The 20213-nt window shown below is 67.5% G+C and carries 22 protein-coding genes; 5 read left to right on the forward strand and 17 right to left on the reverse strand.

The features are described 5' to 3' along the window. Positions 1–81 precede the first annotated feature (81 nt). Positions 82–1197, reverse strand: coding sequence for a M20 family metallopeptidase (locus ACFPOB_RS07665; protein WP_377797170.1), 1116 nt, complete (start codon positions 1195–1197; stop codon positions 82–84). A 66-nt stretch (positions 1198–1263) separates the two neighbouring features. Here ACFPOB_RS07665 and ACFPOB_RS07670 point away from each other — a divergent pair, with 66 nt between their 5' ends. Then, complete coding sequence (locus ACFPOB_RS07670; protein WP_377797172.1) at positions 1264–1641, forward strand: hypothetical protein; 378 nt, start codon at positions 1264–1266, stop codon at positions 1639–1641. Here ACFPOB_RS07670 and ACFPOB_RS07675 read toward each other — a convergent pair. From ACFPOB_RS07675 to ACFPOB_RS07685, 3 genes are all read right to left on the reverse strand, one after another. Then, positions 1628–3214 (reverse strand): ABC transporter substrate-binding protein, encoded by a 1587-nt coding sequence (locus ACFPOB_RS07675; protein WP_377797174.1) that lies wholly within the window; start codon positions 3212–3214, stop codon positions 1628–1630. The genes ACFPOB_RS07670 and ACFPOB_RS07675 overlap by 14 nt on opposite strands. Before the next feature lie 122 nt (positions 3215–3336). Next, entirely contained in the window at positions 3337–4548 is a 1212-nt protein-coding gene (locus ACFPOB_RS07680) for a DUF2336 domain-containing protein (protein ID WP_377797176.1), read from the reverse strand. Beyond that, entirely contained in the window at positions 4545–5684 is a 1140-nt protein-coding gene (locus ACFPOB_RS07685) for a transglycosylase SLT domain-containing protein (RefSeq protein ID WP_377797178.1), read from the reverse strand. Before ACFPOB_RS07685 ends, ACFPOB_RS07680 begins: the two co-directional genes overlap by 4 nt. Before the next feature lie 137 nt (positions 5685–5821). Here ACFPOB_RS07685 and ACFPOB_RS07690 point away from each other — a divergent pair, with 137 nt between their 5' ends. After that, the gene (locus tag ACFPOB_RS07690) at positions 5822–6313 is read left to right on the forward strand and encodes a MaoC family dehydratase (protein ID WP_377797180.1); all 492 of its coding nucleotides are present in this window, start codon (positions 5822–5824) and stop codon (positions 6311–6313) included. Further along, the gene (locus ACFPOB_RS07695; RefSeq protein WP_377797182.1) at positions 6313–7188 is read left to right on the forward strand and encodes an HpcH/HpaI aldolase/citrate lyase family protein; all 876 of its coding nucleotides are present in this window, start codon (positions 6313–6315) and stop codon (positions 7186–7188) included. The genes ACFPOB_RS07690 and ACFPOB_RS07695 overlap by 1 nt, the downstream gene beginning before the upstream one ends. 6 nt (positions 7189–7194) lie before the next feature. Here the strand turns inward: ACFPOB_RS07695 and ACFPOB_RS07700 are convergent, their stop codons facing one another. Continuing rightward, complete coding sequence (locus ACFPOB_RS07700) at positions 7195–8754, reverse strand: MFS transporter (protein ID WP_377797184.1); 1560 nt, start codon at positions 8752–8754, stop codon at positions 7195–7197. A gap of 130 nt (positions 8755–8884) precedes the next feature. Between ACFPOB_RS07700 and ACFPOB_RS07705 the strand changes: the two genes are divergently transcribed. Beyond that, positions 8885–9793, forward strand: a complete 909-nt coding sequence (locus ACFPOB_RS07705) for a LysR family transcriptional regulator (protein WP_377797186.1) — start codon at positions 8885–8887, stop codon at positions 9791–9793. 83 nt (positions 9794–9876) lie between these two features. Here ACFPOB_RS07705 and ACFPOB_RS07710 read toward each other — a convergent pair whose 3' ends face one another. Genes ACFPOB_RS07710 through ACFPOB_RS07720 form a run of 3 tightly spaced genes read right to left on the reverse strand, consistent with a single transcriptional unit; the run spans position 9877 to position 11248 of the window. Beyond that, complete coding sequence (locus ACFPOB_RS07710; protein ID WP_377797188.1) at positions 9877–10062, reverse strand: hypothetical protein; 186 nt, start codon at positions 10060–10062, stop codon at positions 9877–9879. 5 nt (positions 10063–10067) lie between these two features. Further along, the gene (locus ACFPOB_RS07715) at positions 10068–10673 is read right to left on the reverse strand and encodes a flavin reductase family protein (RefSeq protein WP_377797190.1); all 606 of its coding nucleotides are present in this window, start codon (positions 10671–10673) and stop codon (positions 10068–10070) included. Between the two features lie 5 nt (positions 10674–10678). After that, entirely contained in the window at positions 10679–11248 is a 570-nt protein-coding gene (locus ACFPOB_RS07720) for a nitroreductase family protein (RefSeq protein ID WP_377797192.1), read from the reverse strand. 117 nt (positions 11249–11365) lie between these two features. Between ACFPOB_RS07720 and ACFPOB_RS07725 the strand changes: the two genes are divergently transcribed. Further along, positions 11366–12304 (forward strand): hypothetical protein, encoded by a 939-nt coding sequence (locus tag ACFPOB_RS07725; RefSeq protein WP_377797194.1) that lies wholly within the window; start codon positions 11366–11368, stop codon positions 12302–12304. A gap of 175 nt (positions 12305–12479) precedes the next feature. On the opposite strand, the gene ACFPOB_RS07730 is transcribed toward ACFPOB_RS07725, so the two are convergent. From ACFPOB_RS07730 to nagZ, 9 genes are all read right to left on the reverse strand, one after another. Further along, entirely contained in the window at positions 12480–13181 is a 702-nt protein-coding gene (locus ACFPOB_RS07730) for an SGNH/GDSL hydrolase family protein (protein ID WP_377797196.1), read from the reverse strand. A gap of 65 nt (positions 13182–13246) precedes the next feature. After that, on the reverse strand, positions 13247–14431 hold the full coding sequence (locus tag ACFPOB_RS07735) for an OpgC family protein (RefSeq protein ID WP_377797198.1): 1185 nt from the start codon (positions 14429–14431) through the stop codon (positions 13247–13249). A gap of 258 nt (positions 14432–14689) precedes the next feature. Further along, positions 14690–15520, reverse strand: a complete 831-nt coding sequence (tatC, locus tag ACFPOB_RS07740) for a twin-arginine translocase subunit TatC (protein WP_377797200.1) — start codon at positions 15518–15520, stop codon at positions 14690–14692. Then, entirely contained in the window at positions 15517–16071 is a 555-nt protein-coding gene (gene tatB, locus ACFPOB_RS07745; RefSeq protein ID WP_377797202.1) for a Sec-independent protein translocase protein TatB, read from the reverse strand. Before tatB ends, tatC begins: the two co-directional genes overlap by 4 nt. 50 nt (positions 16072–16121) lie before the next feature. Further along, positions 16122–16364: a twin-arginine translocase TatA/TatE family subunit gene (locus ACFPOB_RS07750; RefSeq protein WP_377797204.1), complete on the reverse strand. Its 243-nt coding sequence runs from the start codon at positions 16362–16364 to the stop codon at positions 16122–16124. Positions 16365–16433: 69 nt separating this feature from the next. Continuing rightward, on the reverse strand, positions 16434–17525 hold the full coding sequence (locus ACFPOB_RS07755) for an ABC transporter ATP-binding protein (protein ID WP_377797346.1): 1092 nt from the start codon (positions 17523–17525) through the stop codon (positions 16434–16436). Between the two features lie 65 nt (positions 17526–17590). Next, positions 17591–18277, reverse strand: coding sequence for an SMC-Scp complex subunit ScpB (gene scpB / locus ACFPOB_RS07760; protein WP_377797206.1), 687 nt, complete (start codon positions 18275–18277; stop codon positions 17591–17593). Positions 18278–18284: 7 nt separating this feature from the next. Then, positions 18285–19103 carry a segregation and condensation protein A gene (locus ACFPOB_RS07765; protein WP_377797208.1) on the reverse strand — a complete coding sequence of 273 codons (819 nt, stop codon included), beginning with the start codon at positions 19101–19103 and terminating at the stop codon, positions 18285–18287. Between the two features lie 68 nt (positions 19104–19171). Continuing rightward, on the reverse strand, positions 19172–20185 hold the full coding sequence (nagZ, locus tag ACFPOB_RS07770) for a beta-N-acetylhexosaminidase (protein ID WP_377797210.1): 1014 nt from the start codon (positions 20183–20185) through the stop codon (positions 19172–19174). Between the last annotated feature and the right edge of the window lie 28 nt (positions 20186–20213).

Below are 20213 nucleotides of genomic sequence, written 5' to 3' on the forward strand. Positions count from 1 at the left end.
CTCTGGACGAGAAGGCGTGGACGAGAGCCCCATTCGGCCTGAGATGCTCGGGTCAAGCCCGAGCATGACGCCAAGCCGGCCTCACAGCGTCTCGAGCAGCCCCTTGATCAGCGCCCTGCGCGGCGCGATCGAGGAGATCAGCGCGTATTCCTGCAGGGTGTGGGCCCCGTCGCCGTCGATGCCCAGCCCGTCCAGCGTCGGGATGCCGAGCGCGGCGGTGAAGTTACCGTCCGAGCCGCCGCCGGTCATCGGGCAGTCCTGAAGGTCGAAGCCGACCTTCGCCGCCACCGCGCGTGCCTGTTCGTAGAGCGCGGCGACTTCCGGAGATTTCTCATAGGGCGGCCGGTTCATGCCGCCGGTGACGCTGAGCTTCACATCCCGGTCATGCGATTTGAGGCCGAGAATGCGCTCCTCCATCGCGACACCATCAGCCACCGTGGTGACACGGCAATCGACGCTGAACCAGGCATGCTGGGGGATGACGTTGGCGGCGGTGCCGCCGCCGACCAGCGCCACCGTGGTGGTGATGCCGCGCGCATAATCGGTCATGCCCTCGATTGCCAGGATCTGGTGCGCCGCCTCGCGGATGGCGTTGCGACCATCGGCATGGCGCGAGCCGGAATGCGCCGGCCGGCCTTCCAGCTTGACCTCGAACCGGCCGACGCCCTTGCGCGCGGTGACGATCTTGCCGCCCTCGCGGGCCGGCTCGGTCACCAGCACCGCCTTCGCCTCGCGGCCGATATCCTCGATGAGGGCCCGCGAGGTCGGCGAACCGATCTCCTCGTCCGGCGTGAACAGAAAGACCAGCGGGCGCTGCACCGCGCCGGATTTCGCGGCGTCCTTGAAGGCCTGCAGCGCCAGCCAAGCGCCGCCCTTCATGTCGTAGACGCCGGGGCCGTAGAGCCGGTCGCCCTCGACGCGGACGGGCAGGTCCTTCGCACTGGTGCCGACCGGATGGACCGTGTCGAGATGCGACATCAGTGCGATCGCCTTCTCGCCGTTCCGGACACCGGCACGCAGGATCAGGGTGTCGCCGAGTCCGTCACGGCCGGGAATGCGCTCGACGGCGATCGGCAGGCCTTCGACCTCATTGGCGACGAGGTCCATCATGCCGTTGACGCCGGGCACGTGATGAGTGGGGCTCTCCAGCGCAACCCAGACGGAGAGCGCGGGGACGGCGGGATCGTGAATGGTCATGATGGGAGGTTTTTCGCAGGAAAGCGTGGCGACAACAGGACATCGGCCGATTTGCCGGCTTTGTCCATGCGCAAACAAGCCCGCCTGACCTGCAAAGCGACGATTATTCTTTATTTTATCGGAGCCCTGTCGGGAATGCCTCCGCTGCTTCGTCCTCGTAGCAAATCTACCGAGGACCCGACCATGCTCCCGCCTGCTGCCCCAGCCTCAGCCAGACTGCCGGCCTGGCCCCTGCGCGGCCTCGTGACGGCGCTTGCCGGGTTCATTGCGGTCCTCGCGCTCGCGCTGCTCGCAGATCAGCTCCTGCGCTCGCTCGGCCTGCCGCCACCGGCAGCCCAGCCCATGCCCGAGCTTGGCCGCCAGGCGCTTACGGTTTGGCTGCGGGCAGGCTGCCTGCTGCTCGGCGGCCTCGTCGCCAGAGCCGCGTGCTCTAGATGCGCTTGACGTTCCAGAAGGTCGGAAAGCTCGGCAGCACGCCTTCCAGCTTGCGGCTGAAGGCCGTCGGCTGAAAATACTGGCCGAGCGGCGCGTAGGGCACGTCCTCGAAGGCCTGCTTCTGCAGCTCGGCCGCGATCTTCTGCTTGGACGACAAGTCGGAGGCTTCCATCCAGGCCTCGCGCAGGGCCTCGATCTTCGGCGCCACCGGCCAGCCCGGCCAGGCGGCCATGCCATTGCCGCGCAGCGAGATGTGGCCGACGGGGTCGAGGATATCGATGCCGTTCCAGCCGGTGAAGAAGCAGTTCCAGCCGCCATTGCCGGGCGGCTCCTTGTTGGCCCGGCGTGTCACCACCGCGCCCCAGTCCATCACCTGGTAGTCGACATTCATGCCGATGCGCTTCAGCATTTCGGCGCCGACCTCGCATTCTGCCTTGAGATTGGCGAGATCGGTGACACCGAGCAGCACCACCTTCTCGCCCTTGTAGCCGGCCGCCGCCAGCGCCTGCTTGACCTTTGCGATGTCGCGCGGCCCGTTCAGCACCTCCATGCCGGCATCGTTCGCCATCGGCGTGCCCGGCGGGAACAGGCCGACGCCGGTGCGCCACAGCGTCTTGTCTGGGCCGCCCACCGCCTCCATGAACTCGGCCTGGTCGATCGCCATCAGCACGGCGCGGCGGATCGCCGGATTGTCGAAGGGCGGATGCAGATGGTTCATCCGCATGATCGCGATCGAGCCGGTCGTCTCCTTGATCGCGACCTCGAGCTTCGGATCCTTGGCCAGTAGCGGCAGAATGTCCGGCAAGGGCTGCTCGACCCAGTCGATCTCGCCGCTCTGCAGCGCCGCCGCCGCGGTCGCCGGGTCCGGCAGGGTATGCCATTCGATCCGCTCGACATGGACGATCTTCGGCCCAGCGGTGCGGCCGGGCTTGCCGTCGCTGCGCGGGACATAGCCCGCGAACTTCTCATAGACCGACCGGTTGCCGGGCTGGCGCTCGCTCGCGATGAAACGAAACGGTCCGCTGCCGATCACCTCGGTGATCTGCGTCGTCGCCTCGGTCTTCGCCAGGCGCTCCGGCATGATCACCGGCACCGAGGCCGTCATCTTGGCGAGCGCGTCGGGCAGCAGCGGGAACGCCTTCTTCAATCTGAACCGCAAGGTCTTGTCGTCGACGGCGACCAGTTCGTCGGTCTGCGCCATCAGCGTCTGGCCGAAGGAATCGCGTTTGGCCCAACGGTTCAGGCTGGCGACGCAATCCCTGGCCAGCACCGGCGTATCGTCGTGGAATTTGAGGCCCTCGCGCAGCTTGATCGTCCAGCTCTTGCCGTCGGCCTCGCCGAGCGCGCCTTCGGCCATTTGCGGCTGCGCCTTGTAGCTCTCGTCCTGCCCGAACAGCGTGTCATAGGCCAGGAAGGCGTGATTGCGGGTGACGGTCGCCGTCGTCCAGATCGGATCGACGACGGCAAGATCGCCCTGCGGCACGAACTTGATCACGTTCTTGTCGGCCCCGCGGCCGATATTGGGTTTGCTGACCGCAAAGGCGGCAGCCGTGCCTGCGATGAAAGCGCGACGTGTCGGCATTTCAAGCTCCCTGGCAACAGGGCGTCGATCCGGGATGGTGAAGCCCTGGCGATACGGCGGGCGTCAGGCAACCAGCATGCCAGCAGACGGTCAAGCCGGCCGCCGGCGATCACCGGGATCGTTCAAGCTGCGTCGCGCAGGTCGCCGAGATCGAGCTCGACCAGGAAGTTAGGATCGGCCTCGACAAGCAAGGCCAGGGCGGCATCGTCTGCGAGGGAATCGGCCAGCAAACGTGCCTCGTCGCGGGCAGCCTCGGCGTCGAGCCGGCGCAGCAGTGCCATCAGCGCATTGGCCTGCGGTCCTTCCAGGCCCTCGCAAGCGATCAGCACTTCCGCCAGCAGGTCCCGGTCGATGCCGCCCCCTCGCCTCTCGTCCGGGCCCGCCTGCTTCAGCGCCGCCACAGCCGCAGCGAAGGCCGGTAGCAGGGCCTCCGGCATCGCCGCCTTGCGATAGAGCGCCTTCACGCCGGCGCCGCGTCGGTCCCAGAGCAGCGCCCGCACACGCTTCAGCGGCAGGTCGGAGAGCGCCGCGAAGGCAGCCTCGGCCAAAGCCGGCTCGCCGCTCAGCAGCGAGCGCAGGATCACGCCCGGCGTCAGGCGGCCATTCTCGCGCAGGCAATCGACGATCGCGGGGGCATCGCTCGCCTCGCCGCCGGCCGCGAGCGCGACCGCGACCCGCTCGGTCGATTCGCGGGCGAGCCGGGTGCTGCGCTCCTCGGTCAGCCAGCCGCAGCCGGAGACGAAGGCAGCGAGCGCATCGGAAACCTTGGCGGCGATCGCTTGCCGCAAGCCCATCGGCAGGTCGTCGCGTGCCAGCATGGCTTCGCGGACGGCGCCGGCCTCGCCCTCGCGCTCGAAGATGCGCTCCAGCGAGAAATCCGGAATCTCCGCCGTCGGATTGGCGAGCAAGGCGACCAGCGCCTCCTCGCAGCCGACTTCAGCCAAGGCAGCGCAAATGCCGGGCGACAGCCAGGCCCGCTGCGCGATCGCGCGCTGGGCGAGATCGTCGCCGATTGCCGCGGCATCGACCAGATCGGCCTCGGTCAGCACCGGCGACTGCGCCAGCAGCAGCGCCGCAATATCGCTCTGCTCGGCGATCAGCCCAAGCACTAGATTGCGCGGCGCCTGCGGCGCGGCCGCGAGCACTTCGGCGAGCGCCCGGCGCACCAGGGGCGAAGGATCCTCCACCAGTGCGATCAGGGCCGTCTCGGCTTCTCGCCTGTCCGCGGGCGACATCGCCGAGCGCAGATAGGCTCCTGCCAGCGCGGCGGCGCCTTGAGCCCGCGCCTCGGCCGGGGCGGTGCGGGCCCAGAGCAAGAAGCGTCGTACGATCATCCGCGCCTTCCATGGGTCATGAACTGGCTGAGATCGAGTGGTCCGCGCCGCGCCTTGCGCATGGCGACCGGCTCGCCGGAGGCTGTCTGGGTATCCGCGACCGAAAGATCGCGCGGCCGCGACGGCGGCAGCGGCGCGTTGACGGTCGCAGCGGCGGCGCTGGTCGCGCCGCCCGTGCTTTCAGTCTTGGCGGTCTTGCCGGAGGAGGACGCCTCGCTTTCGCTCGCCGACGAGCCAACACGCGGGAAGTAGCGCGTCGCCGGATCGTCCGCATTGCGGGAGGCACCCCCGCTGCGCGGCGTGGTCCAGAGATTGGCGACCGCCTTCGAGACAGGCGCGCGCGGCCCTTCGGTCGAGAACAGGCCGATGAGCCCCTTGGCTCGGCCAGGCGCCAGGGCGGCGGCGATCGGCGCCACCGGCGGCTCGGCGGCATAGGCGGCAGCGGTCGCGGGCGCCCCAGCCGGGCGGGCTTGCGCCAGCATGGCGCCGGTCGTCGCCGCGACCTGGGTGTTGGCGTGACTGGCGGCGAGCAGGCCGTAGACCTCCTGGGCGCTGCGGGCCCGGCCGGCCTTGTCGTAGAAGATCGAGCGGTTTGCGGCGGCAGCTTCGGGAAAGTCGCGGGCGGCGGCGCGGGCCGGGTCGTTCGCAGCCGTCCGGATCAGGTCGGACGCGCCACGCGCGCCGAGCACATGCGCCATATAGAGCTCGCCGGCCTGCGGCTGGCGCCCGAGCGCCTGGCCGAGCTGCTCGGCATTCTTCTGGGTCAGCGCGCCGGCCATCACCGTCGCGACGTGCGGATCGGTGCGCAATTGCAGGATCTTCTCGCGCAGCGCCGGATCGGCGACGGTCAGACGGCCATTGCCGTCTTCGCTGATCGCGCCGGCATAGTTGGCCATGCCCTGCTTCGGGCCTTCCTGACGCATCATCGACAGCCAGGTCTGCTCGATGAACTGGAACAGCCCGGTAGCGCTCGAGGTGCGCGCTTTCGCATCCGGTTCGAGCGCCGATTCGCGTTGCGCGGTCTTGAGGAGATAGTCGAAGCCGATACCGGTCTTGTCCGCGCCTTCCTTGATCGCGCTGACGACAGGACTGGCAGGCGTTGTCTCGCGGGTGCTCGGCGTGCTGAAAAGGAACATGAGGTCACTCGGGCCGCTGCCGTTCCAGGCGGACCGGAGCACCCGCAGAGACTGGACCGATTATGGTAAGCGAACCGTTAAAGCGGCCGTTTGCCAGAGGCGGCTCGGAACCGAAAAAATCCCACAGGAGCAAGACGATGGCGGAAGCGGCGCGGCATAAGCGGGGCGGGCTCTATTTCGAGGATTTCGAGATCGGCGCCTCGATCGACCATCGGCTGACCCGGACGGTCACGCAGATGGACAACATGCTGTTCTCCAACATGACGCTGAATCCGCAGCCCTTGCATATCGACGCGCATTTCTGCGCGACCGAGACCGAATGGGGCAAGCCGCTGATGAACTCGCTGTTCACGCTCGGCCTGATGATCGGCATATCCGTCAACGACACCACGGTCGGCACCACCATCGGCAATCTCGGCATGACCGACGTCACCTTCCCCGCCCCCCTCTTCGAGGGCGACACCGTGAACTGCGTGACCGAGATCGTCGCCAAGCGCGAATCGAGGTCGCGGCCGGATGCCGGCATCGTCGACTTCCACCACCGAGCCTACAAGCAGGACGGCACGCTGGTGGCGCAGTGCCGCCGCCAAGCCTTCATGAAGAAGCGCCCGACCGGAGGGCAGGCCTGATGCGTTCGCTCCTCTTCGTCCCCGGCGACAACCAGAAGAAGCTGCAGAAGGGCCTGGACAGCGGCGCCGACGCGCTGATCCTCGACCTCGAGGATTCCGTCGCGCTCGATGCCAAGCCGGCGGCGCGCGAGCTTGCCCGCGATTTCCTCACGGACGTCACCACCCGCGCAAAGCGCCCGCGCCTGATCGTGCGCGTCAACGCGCTGACGACGGGCATGACCGAGGCCGATCTCGATATCGTCATGCCGGGCGGGCCTGATGCGATCATGCTGCCGAAGTCCGAAGGCGGCCCCGACCTCAGCCATCTCGCCGCCCATATCGCGGTGCGCGAGGCCGAATACGACCTGCCCGACGGCGCGACCAAGATCATCGCCATCGCCACCGAGACCGGAAAGGGCATCTTCGGCCTCGGCAGCTATGCCGGCGCCAGCCACCGCCTCTCCGCTCTCACCTGGGGGGCGGAGGACCTCTCGGCCGATCTCGGCGCCGAGACCAACCGGCTGGAGAGCGGCAGCTACACCGATCCTTACAGGATCGCCCGCTCGCTCCTGCTTTTTGCGGCTTCAGCCGCGCAGGTCGACGCGATAGACACGGTCTTCACCGCCTTCCGCGACGAGGCGGCCTTGCGCGCCGAATGCATCGCCGCGCGCCGCGACGGCTTCACCGGCAAGATGGCGATCCACCCGGCGCAGGTGCCTGTCATCAACGAGGTCTTCTCGCCCTCGCCCGAATCGCTCGCAAGGGCCGAGGCGATCATCAAGCTCTTCGACGAGAACCCCGGCCTCGGCGTGATCGGGCTCGACGGCGAGATGCTCGACCGGCCACATCTTATGCGCGCCCGCCGCTTGAAGGCGCGCGCGCAGAAGCTGGGCTGATCGGCATCAGGCATCGGATTGGGCGCAGGCGGGCGCTGCGCCGGCCAGCGCCTGGCGCTTGGCACCACCGAAGATCAGGAAGCTGATCGCAGCCAGGACGCCGGCGCTGACGCCGCCATAGAGCATCACCCAGCCGAAGCCCTGGACCAGCGCCGCATGCGCTCCGGCACCGGACGGGTCGTGCAGCGCCAGGGCCGGATAAGCCTCCCGCAGCGAGCCGAGATTGCCGGCTGCGATCGATGAGGCCAACGCCTGCAATTGCAAGCGATCGAAGGCGGCCGAGACGGCGTCCGGCAGCGAGCGCCTGATGCCCTCGACCAGGATCAGCCCCATCACCGCGATGTTGATCGCGAGCGCGATCAGCCGCGCGCTGATGTCGATGCTCGACGCCATGCCCGAGCGGCTGCTTGGAACCGAGCCGGTTGTCGTGTTGGTCACGGCGGTGTTGGTCAGGCCGAGACCGATTCCCGCCAACAGGGCGCCGGGCAGCAGGGTTGCCCAGCTCGCCTGGACAAGGCTACTGCCGAACCACATCGCGATGAAGCCGGCGCCCATCGCAAGCATCCCCAGGGGAATGACGGCTTGCGGGCCATGGCGCCGCAGCAAATGGTCGGAGACCGGCGGCATCAGCATGAAGGGCACGGTATAGGCCAGCAGCAGCAGCCCGGCGGCCTCGCTGCCGAGTCCGAGCCCGCTCTGGAAGTAGATCGGCAGATAGATGATGAACGGCCAGTAGCTGAAATTCATGCCGATGCAGCCGATGATCGCGCCGCTGAAGCGGCGAATCCGGAACACCGAGAAGTCGAACATCGGCTGCGCCGCGCGCCGCTCCACCGCCAGGAAGGCGAGGAAGCTGGCCAGGGCCAGGCCGGCGAGGCCGAGTGCCGCGGCGGCGCCGAGCTCGGCCCCCTGCGTGATCACATAGGCAAAGCCGAACACCGCCAGGGTCAGGGTGACGATGCCGGCGACGTCGAGCGTCTTGGCCTGCGGATCCCGCGATTCGCGGATACCGATCGCAGCCGGCGCCAGTGCCAGGACGGTCAGCGGGACATGGACCAGGAAGACCCATTGCCAGCCTGCCAGGCTCGCGATCAGGCCGCCGATCACCGGGCCGAAGCCGAGCCCGACCCCGGTGACGACGCCCCAGATGGTGAAGGCCCTGCCCCGCTCGCGCCCCTCCGGGAACTGATGAGAGATGATGGCGACGGCGCAGGTGAGCATGGCGCCGCCGGCCATGCCCTGCAGGAACCGGCCGGCGATCAGGATCGCGGCGTTCGGCGCCAGCCCACAGATCAGCGACGTCACGCCGAAGGACGCGGTCGTCGCTACGAAGAGGCGCTTGCGGCCATAGCGGTCCGCCAGCGTTCCCGTCGCCATCAGCACCGCCGTGCAGGCGATGGTGTAGGCGTTCATGATCCATTGCAGCGCCTTGAAATCGGCGGGCAGCACCGCTTCCAGCGTCGGCAGGATGACCGGGACGCTGGAAATCTCGAGGCCGAACATCAGGCTCGCCAGACAGGCGCCCGCCAGTGCGGCTGCATTTCGCGTGGAATGAGAGATCGCCATGACGAGCACCTTTCGGGATCGATCCGCATCGCTCGGGATCGACGGAGGCACCTCGTCTAGGGGCAGCCTAGACATGATAGAAATGATTTAATTTCCTATAATTCAGTCCATATGATAATAAATCTTCGCCATGGATTTCGCTCCTGAACTGTTGCGCGCGCTCGTCGCCGTCGCCGAGGCTGGCGGGTTCACCCGCGCGGCAGAGCGCCTGCACCTGACCCAATCGGCGGTCAGCCATCAAATCCGCAGGCTGGAGGACCAGATCGGTACGCCGCTCTTCGTCCGGACTACGCGCAAGCTGGCGCTGACCGAGGACGGCGAGGAGTTCCTGCACCATGCCAGGCAGATCTTGCAGGCCCATGCCGCCCTGAGCCGGCGCTTCCAGGCGTCCTCGCTCGCAGGCTCGGTTCGTTTCGGCGTGCCGGAGAACTTCCTCGGCGATGAGCTACCGCATTTGCTGAGCCGCTTCGCCCGCACCTTCTCGGCCGTGCGCGTGGAGGCCTCGGTCAGCGTCTGCCAGGATTTCAGCGCCAGGATCGAGAGCGGCGAGCTCGACCTCGCCGTGGCGATGCGCCGGGCCGGCGAAACCGGCGGGGCCGTGCTGCGCCGATCGCGCTATGTCTGGGCCGCGGCCGAGGACTTTGCGGTTCCGCCGGGCTCGTCGCTGCCGCTGGCGCTGTCAAACCCGCCCTGCCTCTGCCGTACGGTCGCCGTCGAGGCGCTGGCCGGCTCCAACGTCGAATGGCATATCGGCTTCACCTCGGCCAATCTGCACGGGCTGCGGGCGGCGATGCTGGCCGGGCTCGGCGCGTCCATCATCGCCTCAGACGAGATCGAGCCGGGTATGAAGGTTCTCGCGCCGAGCTATGGCCTGCCGCCGCTGCCCGATCTCGAATTCGCGCTGATCTGGTCTCCCGGCGGCAAGACGCCCTGCGCGCGCGAGCTCGGCCGGCTGATCGCCGACGCTGCGAGGAGCTTCGGCAGGCCGGTGCTGCATCGGTCCGCGCCGCCCAAGGCACTGGCTGGAAAATTGGGTTAGCCGAATCCGCCAACCGATTCGGCTGATCCGGGTTTTCCGGACCCCCGCCGGGAAACGACGACCGATTTAGGAACGGCTCGCCTTCACTTGATCTGCCGGCATTGGTGGCGCGCCGCGCTTGCCAGGCACTCCTGCGCCTTGCTGGCGGCGTTCAGTTCGCGCAGCAGCCAGAACCCCGCCCCGGCCATCACCAACACGGCGATGATCGCGAGCAAGTTGACGGTCATGCGCCAATGCTCGTCCGGCTCCTCGTCCTGGGGCCGGACCATGGCGCTCAGCCTCCGGCCGGCCGAACGATCGAGAACAATTCGCTGACTTCGGCATAGTCGCTGTAGCCGCAGCGCGCGATCGGATTGGCCTTGGCCGTGTCGAAGCGGCCGTCATGGACGAAGGCCTCGCCGACATAGGCCGCGACGACCTGGCCGAGGACCATCCAGCGCGGCACGTCGTTGCCGTCGATGTCCTTGAGCTGCTGGATGGAGAGCAGCTTGCATTCGAGCGCGGCGGGACTTGCTGCCACCCGCGGCGGCTTGACGATACGGGACGGCGCCATCTCCAGCCCGGCATGGACATATTCATTCTCGCCGCGCGGCAGTGGCGCCGAGGTCAGGTTCATCTGCTGGTCGAGCGCCTTGGTCACCAGGCTGCAGGTGAACTCGCCGGTCTCCTCGATGAAGGCGACAGCATCCTTCTTGTTCTCGGAGGAGAACATCACGATGTTCGGCCGCGACGAGATCGCGTTGAAGAAGCTGTAGGGCGAGAGATTGACCTCGCCCCTGGCGTTGACCGCGCTGATCCAGCCGATCGGCCGCGGCGCGACGATCGCCTTGAACGGGTCGTGCCTGAAGTCGAGATCGAGGCCCTCATCGGTGTAGTACATCGCGCTCACGCTCCGAACCGGCTGACGATGGCGGCGAGATCGGGCCGCTCGCGGTCGGCCGGGCGGCCATCCGCCTTGCCGAGATGGACGAAGCCGGCGATGCGCTCGTCGGATTCGAGCCCGAAGGCGTCCAGCACCTTGCGGTCGAAGGCGAACCAGTTGGTCAGCCAGGAGCCGTTGAAGCCGAGCGCCTCGGCCGCGATCAGCATGTTCATGCAGACGGCGCCGGCCGAGAGCTCCTGCTCCCATTCCGGAATCTTCTCGTGCTTGCGGGCCCGCGAGACCACGGCGATCACGATGGGGGCATGGAGCAGGCGCTTGCGCTCGAACGCGACCTTGTCCTCGTCGGCCTGCGGATTGCGCTCCTTGAAGACGGCTCCGACGATCTCGGCTGCCTTCTCCTTGGCAGCCCCGGAGAAGACGATGAAGCGCCAGGGCGCGAGCTTGCCATGGTCGGGCACGCGCGCCGCCACGGTCAGGATCTCGCGCAGTTGCGCATCGTCCGGCCCCGGAGCGGTGAGAAATTGCGGCGGCACCGAGCGACGGAGCTTGAGCAGGGAGAGCGTGTCGGTCATGAACGATCCGGATGATGGCGCAGCGACGGGGATGACGGTTCCCAGTTAAGGTTTCGCCATGATGAGGACAAGCGAACCTGCTCCTTCACCGGTGCAAGGACGATGACGGCGCAGCGCATGTTTCAACGCGACGAGTTCAAGGTTTCGATGGCGCTTCCCGTCACGGCAGCGCGCGCGATGGTGGCAGCACTGCTTGTGTCCTTGTCGGTCTCGGGCCTCGCTATCGCCCAGGTGCCCGGTGCGGCGCCGTCGTCGACGACACCCGCCCCCTTGCCACCCCTCGCAGCGCCGACGGCACGCCCCGGCCAAGCCATGCTCACGCTGAGCGCCCAGTTTTCTGGCAACCGCAAGCCGATTCGCTCCGGGCTGGTCTGGCGCGTGCTGACCGAATCCGCCGACGGCTCGCCGCCCAAGATCGTCGCGCGCTCGAACGAGGCCGAGCCCAGCTTCGTGCTCGATCCCGGCGTCTACCTGCTGCACGCCGCCTATGGCTTCGCCAGCGCGACCAAGCGCGTCACGCTCGGCGCGCAGGGCCTGAGCGACCGGCTCAGCGTCAGCGCCGGCGCACTCTCGCTCGCCGGCTCGATCGGCGAGACGCCGATCGCGCCGGCCCAGCTCAACTTCTCGATCTTCGTGCCGCTGCAGGGCAATTCGGAGGGGCGCCTCGTCGCCTCCAACGTCAAGTCCGGCGAGCTGATCCGGTTGCCCGAAGGCACCTATCACATCGTCTCGACCTATGGCGATTCGAACGCCATCCAGCGCTCCGACGTCCGGGTCGAATCCGGTCAGGTCACCCAGGCGACGCTGCATCACCGCGCCGCGCAGGTGACTTTGAAGCTGGTCGCCGGACCGGGCGGCGAGGCTTTCGCCGGCACCGCCTTCAGCGTGCTCACACCGGGCGGCGACGTCATCCGCGAAGCGATCGGCGCCTTCCCGCAAGTGATCCTGGCAGAGGGCGACTATGTGTTGATCGCCCGACAGGAAGGCCAGGTCTTCTCGCGCGACTTCAAGGTCGAGGCCGGACGCGACCGCGATATCGAAGTGATCGCGCGCTGAGGCGGTTCCGCACCGTCTTTCCGAGGCTTCGCGCAGCGAAGAGCCCGGAATGCAGAACCGATGCCATGGATGGACTGAACACCGCAGCGTCGAGCTCCTGCTATGTCTGCTATCGGTTCTGGATTCCGGGCTCGCTGCTACGCAGCGCCCCGGAAAGACGAAGAGGTTCGCGTCCTCAATTCGTCGGCTTGCCGGGCTCGCTCCCCTCGCCGAGTTCGGCGACGATGCCGTCGGCAAGACGAATGCCGAGGCAGCGGTAGCCGGACTCGACCACCTGGAGCCCGTCCATGCCGACGATCTCCTCCTCGCTGAATTGCTTCGAGCCCGACCAGCTCTTCATCATGCCATAGCGCGGGAAGATCGGAACCCCGCTCTCGCTTGCCGTCTTCGCCAGCACCGCGCGGTAATCGTCGTATTTGGGGTAGCGCCCTTCGCGCGGCAGCCAGGGCATGTCCATCAAGACGAGATCGATCGCGGCCTCCTGCAGCTTGTGGGTGCCCTTGCGCAGGATCTTCGCCAGCTTCTCTTCGCCGATGTCACGAATGGCGTCGTTCACCGCCGTCTGCCAAATCACCAGAGACGGCTTCTCGGGGATGACCTCGGCCTCGAGCCGTAGATACATCTCATAGGCCGATTGGCCGCCGACGCCGAGATTGAGCACCTTGATCTCACGCCCAGGCAGGCGCCGGCGCAATTCGGCTTCGAGAACGGCAGGGTAGCTGCGGTCGGGATCGCTCGCACCGGTTCCGGCAGTGCTCGATGAACCGAGCGCGACAATGGTGAGCCGGTTGGTTTCGGTCAGGGCACGTTTCGATGCCGGCAGCGGCGGCTTGAAGGGATGCTGGGCCGAGCTGACGCGGCAGCGTCCCTCGTTCATCGGCGCAAGCGATCGTGGCCCCGCCTCAGCCGGCAAGGCCGACGCCAGAAGCAAGAGAGCAGCGCTCAGACCGTAGCGGCCTGCTCGCGCGGGGCGCTGGCGGCGCGTGCCGTGAGCGTCTTGTACCACGAGAGAAATGTTCCTAGCCCGAGCAGGATGGTAATCCCGCCCAACGTCACGAGCAACTGGACCCAAAGGGTGAAAGAGGTCTCCGCAAGGATGATCTGTCCGGCGATCGCGAGCACTATACCCGCGCAGAACACTTCGAGCGAATGCCGCCCTAGCGCAGCCAGCCGCCGGCCGGCCAGTCCGCTCAGCATGGCCGCGTCGGGCCGCACGAAACGCAGCACGAGCCAGCTCAGCGCCGCCAGATGGACGACGCGCGGCCAGGCAAGATTGGTCTTGTCGGTGCCGATCTGCAGGCTGTCGATCCAGTCGTTCATAAAGGCGATGCCGAACGGATTGCCCGAGGACAGCTTCACCATCGCGGCGAACAGCAAGACGGCCCCCGCCGCGATATCGAGCAGGCGCAGCTTCGGCATGCTCGCCCCGACGAGACCGAGGCGGCCGATGACGACGCCGAGCGTGAACAGCAACTGCCAGGCAAAGGGGTTGAAGAACCAGCCCCCCTCGCCCGGATGGTTGGGCAGGTTGAGGCCGAGATGGGTCGCGCCCTGCCAGATCGCGACCGAGATCGCGAGCGCCGCGAGCGGGCTCGTCCGGGCGGTGACGTAGATCAGTGGAAAGGCCGCCAACAGCACGATGTAGAGCGGCAGGACGTCGAGATAATAGGGCTGGTAGATCAGTCCCAGCGCGTTGACGATCGCCGCCGGCGTGTCGCTGAAGAAGGGCTGGATGTTGATCGCCTCGACATAGAGCGCGTTCTGGGTGCGCACCACCGCCGTCGCGACGATGCCGCAGACCAACACGAACAGCGCCAGATGCGCGATGTAGAGCGTCCAGATCCGAGCGCCGACCTTGAGCGAGCCGACGAAGAGCCCGCGCTGGTCGATCAGCCTGCCATAGGCGAAGGCGGCCGAGATGCCGGCCAGCAGCACGAAGACGTCGGCGGCGTCGGAGAAGCCGTAATTGTGCGGCATCGCGGCCGAGACGATGTTGCCCGGCATGTGGTTGACGAAGATGACGAGCAGGATCAGGCCGCGGATCACGTCGATGCGCAGGTCGCGGCCGGGCGAAGCCGCTTCGCGGGGCCCCTTTCCGAACAGCATCAGGCGCCAGAATCCGCTCACGTCACCACCGCATCCACCTGCACGGCCTGTGAGGCGGCCGCACATTCGTTCATCTACCGTTCATCTTAACATTGTGTTGCGAGCAAGGCTCCGCAGCAGCGGATCACAAGCCTGTGCGCCAACGTGAAGGACGAGCTTGGGTTCGGCGGTAGCGGGCGCCCGCAGCGCCGCGATCCGTCATTGGCTTCAACAGCCTGTAACGGATCGCATCACTATTGAACGAGTGATGGCATGTCCTAGGCGAGCGGCGGAGCTGCGCTAGGCGCTTGCATCCTCGGCAGCCTTCGCCGCATCGCGCTTCTTCTCGACCCGGCGCACCGAGAACACCGAAAGCTCGTAGAGCAGCAGCATCGGGATCGCGAGCATGAGCTGCGAGATCACGTCGGGCGGGGTCAGCACCGCAGCGACGACGAAGACGAAGACGATGGCGTAGCGGCGCTTGTCCCTCAGGAACTGGGCATCGATGATTCCCGCCTGGCCGAGCAGGGTCAGGATCACCGGCAGCTGGAAGGAGATGCCGAAGGCGAAGATCAGCGTCATGATCAGCGACAGGTATTCGCTGACCTTGGGCAGGAGGGCGATGCCGGCCTGCCCGTCCGTCGCCGCCTGCTGCATGCCGATCGAGAACTTCATCAGCACCGGCATGGCGAAAAAGAACACCATCGCCGCACCGAGCAGGAAGAAGATCGGCGTCGCCGCCAAATACGGCGCGAAGGCCTGGCGCTCGTTCTTGTAGAGACCGGGCGCGACGAATTTGTAGATCTGCGTCGCGATCACCGGGAAGGCAAAGAAGCCGGCGCCGAAGGCTGCGATCTTGATCTGGGTGAAGAGGTACTCCAGCGGCGCGGTGTAGATGAGCTGAACGTTTGCGCCCGGGCCCGCCGCCCAGATATAGGGCTGGACCAAGATGTTGTAGATCTGCGTCGCGAAAGCAAAGCAGATGAAGAACATGATCAGGAAGGCGATCAGCGACTTGATCAGCCGCGAGCGCAATTCGATCAGATGGTCGATCAGCGGCGCGCGCGACGCCTCGATCTCGTCCTCGCCGGCACGCTTTGGCTCGGTATTGGCCTCGACGACGCTGCTCATGCCGTCTCTCCGCCCTCGACCTCGGCCGCCTTGGCCTTGCGCTTGCGGACGGGCTTGGCCGGCGGCTCCTCGGCCGGAACAGCTTCAGCGGCCACGACAGGCTCTTCGGTCGCGACGGTCTTGCGGCGACGCTTCGGCTTTGTGTCCGCATCAGGCTCGGCGACAGGCGCCGGCTCGATGCTGACGGGGGCCGGCAACTCAGGTGCCGGCAGCGCAGCGAGCGTCGCCTCGGCGTCCCTGATCACCTTGTCGTCGGCCGCGGCCGGCTTCGAGGCGTCGGCGGCGCCGAAATCCTTCATCGGCTCGATCGGATCGAAATTGGTCGAGGCCTGGATCGAGTTACCGATGTCGTCAACCTGCTTCTTCAGGTCGGTGAGCTCGGCCTCGCGCATCGCGTCGTTGAACTGGCCCTGGAACTCGGAGGCCATGCGGCGAATCTTGCCGATCGCCTGCCCAGCCGTGCGCAGCGCCCCGGGCAAGTCCTTGGGGCCGATCACGATGAGCGCGACGCCCCCGATCAGCAGCATTTCGCTCCAGGCGATGTCGAACATCGACGGCCGGTCCTTCAGGAAACGTCATGCGCCGCCATGGCGGCGCGGACTCAGGCCTTGGTCTCGGCCTTGGCCGGCTGCGGCTGCGCGGTCTGCGCCGCCCCGTCGATCACCTTGGGATCGGCCGGCTGCTGGGCGGCCGGCGGCGGCGTCTCGTCCTCGGCCATACCCTTCTTGAACGACTTGATGCCCTTGGCGACGTCGCCCATCAGTTCGGACACCTTGCCGCGGCCGAACAGCAGCATGACGATGACGCCGACGACGATCCAGTGCCAGATGCTGACGCCACCCATGGCGGTACTCCTCCGAAATTGAACGCGCGGCCCGACTTGTCCCGACGGGCCAGATGCTTGTGCCGGAAACTAGGTGTCCCCTACAGGGAACACAAGGACTTCGTCCATCGTAATATCGATACCGACATCCTCGCCCTCGACGACGGAATCCCGCCGCGTCGGCAAGCGCGCCATCAGCAGCTTGTCGATGCCATCGACCGCGAGCTCGATATGGTCGACCTCGCCGAGGAAACGCCGCGTCACCACCCGCGCCGGCAGGCAGAACCCTTTCGGAACCAGCCTGACCGCCTGAGGACGGATAGCGAGCACCGCGGCTCCGTTCGGCAGGGCCGGCGCTGGAAAGCGCCCGAGCGGCGTATCGACCTCGCCATCGCGGACGACCGTCTCGATTTCAGTAAGATCGCAGAAAAATCGGGCGGCAAAGAGGCTGGCGGGGCGGCGGTAGAGTTCCTCGGCTGTGCCGGTCTGGACAATGCGGCCCTGCTGCATCAGCACGATCCGGTCGGCGACGCGCATCGCATCCTCGGGATCATGCGTCACGATGATCGAAGTCGCGCCGATCTCCTGCAGCAGCGCCATGGTCTCGTCCCGCACGGCATCGCGCAGGCGGCGATCGAGATTGGAGAAGGGCTCGTCCATCAGGAGCACGCCTGGACGCGGCGCCACTGCGCGCGCCAGGGCCACACGCTGCTGCTCGCCGCCGGAAAGCATGTGCGGATAGGCCTCGGCGAGGTCGGCGAGGCCGACGCGGGCGATGGCGCGCAGCGCCGTCGCGTCGGCTTCGGCATTGCCATAGCCGCGCAGGCCGAAGCGGACATTCTCGCGCACCGAAAGATGCGGGAAGAGCGCGTAATCCTGGAAGACGAGGCCGACCCCCCTCGCCTCCGGCTCGACGAAGTGAGCCGGCGAGGAGACGTCGCGCCCTTCGAGCAGAACACGCCCCGAACTCGGCCGCTCGACGCCAGCCGCGAGCCGCAGCAGCGTCGTCTTGCCGCAGCCGGAATGGCCGAGCAAAGCGACGATCTCACCCGGGGCGACCCTGAGCGAGACATTGTCGAGTGCCGTCACCGCGCCGAATCGCTGGGTGACGCCGTCGAAGCCGAGCGCCATCGGGATCGCGGCGCCGGCGGTGCCGCGCCGTCCCCACCCCAGCCAGCGCATCCTGCTTTCGGTCCGAGCCAAGTCGTTCTCCTGCCGGCCCGCCGGGCGCGATCGCCTGCGCTGTGCTAGCTGGCGTCGCCGTCGTCAAGCGGCGTGAAGAGGTCGCCGAGCGGATCCTCGTCGTCGCGCAAGCCCGGATCGTCGTCCGGCACCGGCACGGTGAGGTCCTTGGCGAGGCGTCCCTCAATGAAGCCGGCGCCCTTCAACTCCTCCAGCCCCGGCAGGTCGTCGATGCGGTCGAGCCCGAAATGGTCGAGGAAGGCGGGCGTCGTGCCGAAGGTCACCGGCCGCCCCGGCGAGCGCCGTCGCCCGCGCAGACGCACCCAGCCGGCTTCGAGCAGGATGTCGAGCGTGCCCTTGGCGGTGGCGACGCCGCGGATCTCCTCGATTTCGGCCCGCGTCACCGGCTGGTGGTAGGCAATGATGGCGAGCGTCTCCAGCGCGGCGCGCGAGAGCTTGCGCGGTGGCTCAGCCTCGGGCGCCAGCAGATAGGCGAGATCGGGCGCGGTGCGGAAAGCGTAGCCGCCGGCGACGCGCTGCAGCGTCACCCCGCGCAGGGCGTAGGTCTGCTGCAATTCGGCGATCACCCGCTCGATCGGCACATTCGCGGGCACCGATTTCGCGAGGTCCTCGGCCAAAAGCGGCTGCACCGAGGCAAACAGCAAGGCCTCGACGATGCGGCAGGCGCGCGCCAGCGCCTCGTCGGCATCCCAATCCTCCTCGTCCTCGCGTTCGGCTTCAGCGACGGCCATCAGCGCCTCACATGCCGAGCGTCGGCGGCCGCGCCGAGCGGCGCCGGACATACAGCGGCGCGAAGGCACCATCCTGGCGCAGGTCGAGCAGGCCCTCGCGCACCATCTCCAGCATGGCTGAGAGCGAGGAGGCCCGGACCGTCGCGCTCATCGTCTCGGCGGGCAGGCCATGGCTGCTAATATAGCGGGTGAGATAGCCGTCGATCGCGGTCCATTCGCCGGCCTCCCCGACCAGCCGCGCCAAAGCCTCGCGCGCCTCGGCCAGCGACAGCACCTGGCGCTGGCCGACGCTCATCGGCTGGCGGATGCGCTTCTGGCGCTGCTGCGCATAGGCGGCCAGGAGGTCGTAGAGTTCGGCCTCCCAGACCGGCCGCCCCTCGGAAGCGATCACCTCCGGTTCGCCGCGGGCGAAGACGTCGCGGCCGAGCCGTTCACGGGTGGCGAGCCTCTGTGCCGCAGCGCGGATCGTCTCCAGCCGCTTCAGGCGCAGCGCCAGCGCCGTGGCGAGATCGGCCGCGCTCGGCTCCTCGCCCTTGGGCGGCTCCGGCAGCAGCATGCGTGACTTGAGGTAAGCGAGCCACGCCGCCATCACGAGATAATCGGCGGCGAGTTCCAGCCGCAGCGCCCGCGCCGTCTCGATGAAGGAGAGATATTGCTCGGCCAGCGCCAGGATCGAGATGCGGGAAAGATCGACCTTCTGGCGCCGCGCGAGATCGAGCAGCAGATCGAGCGGCCCTTCATAGCCGTCGACGTCGATCACGAGCGAGGGTTCGCCGGACGCGCGTTCCGGCGTGCCGTCCTCCTGGAATGGCAGCTCAGCGGCCATCGATGGCCAATTCCCCATGACGTGCCCCGCCGGATCGGCGGAGCCACAACCCCGGGCAGAGAATCAGCCTAACCGCCGCCCAAAGCAAGGGTGCTGGCAAGCTGCGCGCGGGCACTGTCCACATCGAGCGGCTCGGGCTCGTGCCGGATCCGCGCCAGCGCCATCGCGGCGCGGCGGGCGCGCTGGCCGGTCATCTCCGGAACGGTGCCGGCGATCGCGACCATCTCCTCCATGATGCCATGGCAGTGCAGCACCACGTCGACGCCGGCGCGGACCGCCGCCTTGGCCTTCTCCTCGAACGAACCTGAGAGCGCCTTCATCGAGATGTCGTCGGTCATGATCAGCCCGTCATAGCCGAGCTCACCACGCATGATCTCTCTGACAATCTTCCGCGAGATCGTCGCCGGCCGGCGCTTGTCGAGCGCGGTGAAGACGACATGCGCCGTCATCGCCAGCGGCATGTCGGCGAGATGCCGGAACGGCCGGAAATCATGGGCGCGCAACTCGTCGAGGCTGGCTTCGACCACCGGCAGGTCGTGATGGCTGTCGGCCTTCGCCCGGCCATGGCCAGGCATGTGCTTGATCACCGGCAGCACACCGCCGGCCAAGAGTCCCTCGGCCGCCGCGCGGCCGAGCGTCGCCACCATGGCGGGATCGCGGGCATAGGCGCGGTTGCCGATCACGTCATGGCTGCCGGCGACGGGAACGTCGAGCACCGGCAGGCAGTCGACATCGATGCCGACGCTTTTGAGATCATGCGCCATCAGGCGCGCCGAGAGCCGGACGATCTCGCGCTGCTGCACGGGGTCGTTGATGGCGAGGAAGGCCAGCGCCGGCGGATAGGGCGGCCAGTGCGGCGGGCCCATGCGCTGCACCCGCCCGCCCTCCTGGTCGATCAGGATCGGCGCCTGCCAGCCGACGCAATCGCGCATCTGCGCCGTCAGCGCAGCCACTTGCGCCGGATCCTGCGTATTGCGCTTGAACAGGATGAAGCCCCAGGGCCGCGCGTCGCGGAAGAAGGCCCGCTCGTCGGGGGTGAGGCTCGTGCCGAGGCAACCGGCGATGAAGGCGCGCGAGATCATGCGGTGGTTATCGCCGATTCGGCGGCGA

The sequence above is a fragment of the Allobosea eneae genome (genome assembly GCF_042657265.1).
Classification (GTDB): domain Bacteria; phylum Pseudomonadota; class Alphaproteobacteria; order Rhizobiales; family Beijerinckiaceae; genus Allobosea; species Allobosea eneae.

Coding starts and splice junctions, on each gene's coding strand:
- ACFPOB_RS07665 (WP_377797170.1), bottom strand. CDS start 1,197: ATGACCATTCACGATCCCGCCGTCCCCGCGCTCTCCGTCTGGGTTGCG.
- ACFPOB_RS07670 (WP_377797172.1), top strand. CDS start 1,264: ATGCGCAAACAAGCCCGCCTGACCTGCAAAGCGACGATTATTCTTTAT.
- ACFPOB_RS07675 (WP_377797174.1), bottom strand. CDS start 3,214: ATGCCGACACGTCGCGCTTTCATCGCAGGCACGGCTGCCGCCTTTGCG.
- ACFPOB_RS07680 (WP_377797176.1), bottom strand. CDS start 4,548: ATGATCGTACGACGCTTCTTGCTCTGGGCCCGCACCGCCCCGGCCGAG.
- ACFPOB_RS07685 (WP_377797178.1), bottom strand. CDS start 5,684: ATGTTCCTTTTCAGCACGCCGAGCACCCGCGAGACAACGCCTGCCAGT.
- ACFPOB_RS07690 (WP_377797180.1), top strand. CDS start 5,822: ATGGCGGAAGCGGCGCGGCATAAGCGGGGCGGGCTCTATTTCGAGGAT.
- ACFPOB_RS07695 (WP_377797182.1), top strand. CDS start 6,313: ATGCGTTCGCTCCTCTTCGTCCCCGGCGACAACCAGAAGAAGCTGCAG.
- ACFPOB_RS07700 (WP_377797184.1), bottom strand. CDS start 8,754: ATGGCGATCTCTCATTCCACGCGAAATGCAGCCGCACTGGCGGGCGCC.
- ACFPOB_RS07705 (WP_377797186.1), top strand. CDS start 8,885: ATGGATTTCGCTCCTGAACTGTTGCGCGCGCTCGTCGCCGTCGCCGAG.
- ACFPOB_RS07710 (WP_377797188.1), bottom strand. CDS start 10,062: ATGGTCCGGCCCCAGGACGAGGAGCCGGACGAGCATTGGCGCATGACC.
- ACFPOB_RS07715 (WP_377797190.1), bottom strand. CDS start 10,673: ATGTACTACACCGATGAGGGCCTCGATCTCGACTTCAGGCACGACCCG.
- ACFPOB_RS07720 (WP_377797192.1), bottom strand. CDS start 11,248: ATGACCGACACGCTCTCCCTGCTCAAGCTCCGTCGCTCGGTGCCGCCG.
- ACFPOB_RS07725 (WP_377797194.1), top strand. CDS start 11,366: ATGTTTCAACGCGACGAGTTCAAGGTTTCGATGGCGCTTCCCGTCACG.
- ACFPOB_RS07730 (WP_377797196.1), bottom strand. CDS start 13,181: ATGAACGAGGGACGCTGCCGCGTCAGCTCGGCCCAGCATCCCTTCAAG.
- tatC (WP_377797200.1), bottom strand. CDS start 15,520: ATGAGCAGCGTCGTCGAGGCCAATACCGAGCCAAAGCGTGCCGGCGAG.
- tatB (WP_377797202.1), bottom strand. CDS start 16,071: ATGTTCGACATCGCCTGGAGCGAAATGCTGCTGATCGGGGGCGTCGCG.
- ACFPOB_RS07750 (WP_377797204.1), bottom strand. CDS start 16,364: ATGGGTGGCGTCAGCATCTGGCACTGGATCGTCGTCGGCGTCATCGTC.
- ACFPOB_RS07755 (WP_377797346.1), bottom strand. CDS start 17,525: ATGCGCTGGCTGGGGTGGGGACGGCGCGGCACCGCCGGCGCCGCGATC.
- scpB (WP_377797206.1), bottom strand. CDS start 18,277: ATGGCCGTCGCTGAAGCCGAACGCGAGGACGAGGAGGATTGGGATGCC.
- ACFPOB_RS07765 (WP_377797208.1), bottom strand. CDS start 19,103: ATGGCCGCTGAGCTGCCATTCCAGGAGGACGGCACGCCGGAACGCGCG.
- nagZ (WP_377797210.1), bottom strand. CDS start 20,185: ATGATCTCGCGCGCCTTCATCGCCGGTTGCCTCGGCACGAGCCTCACC.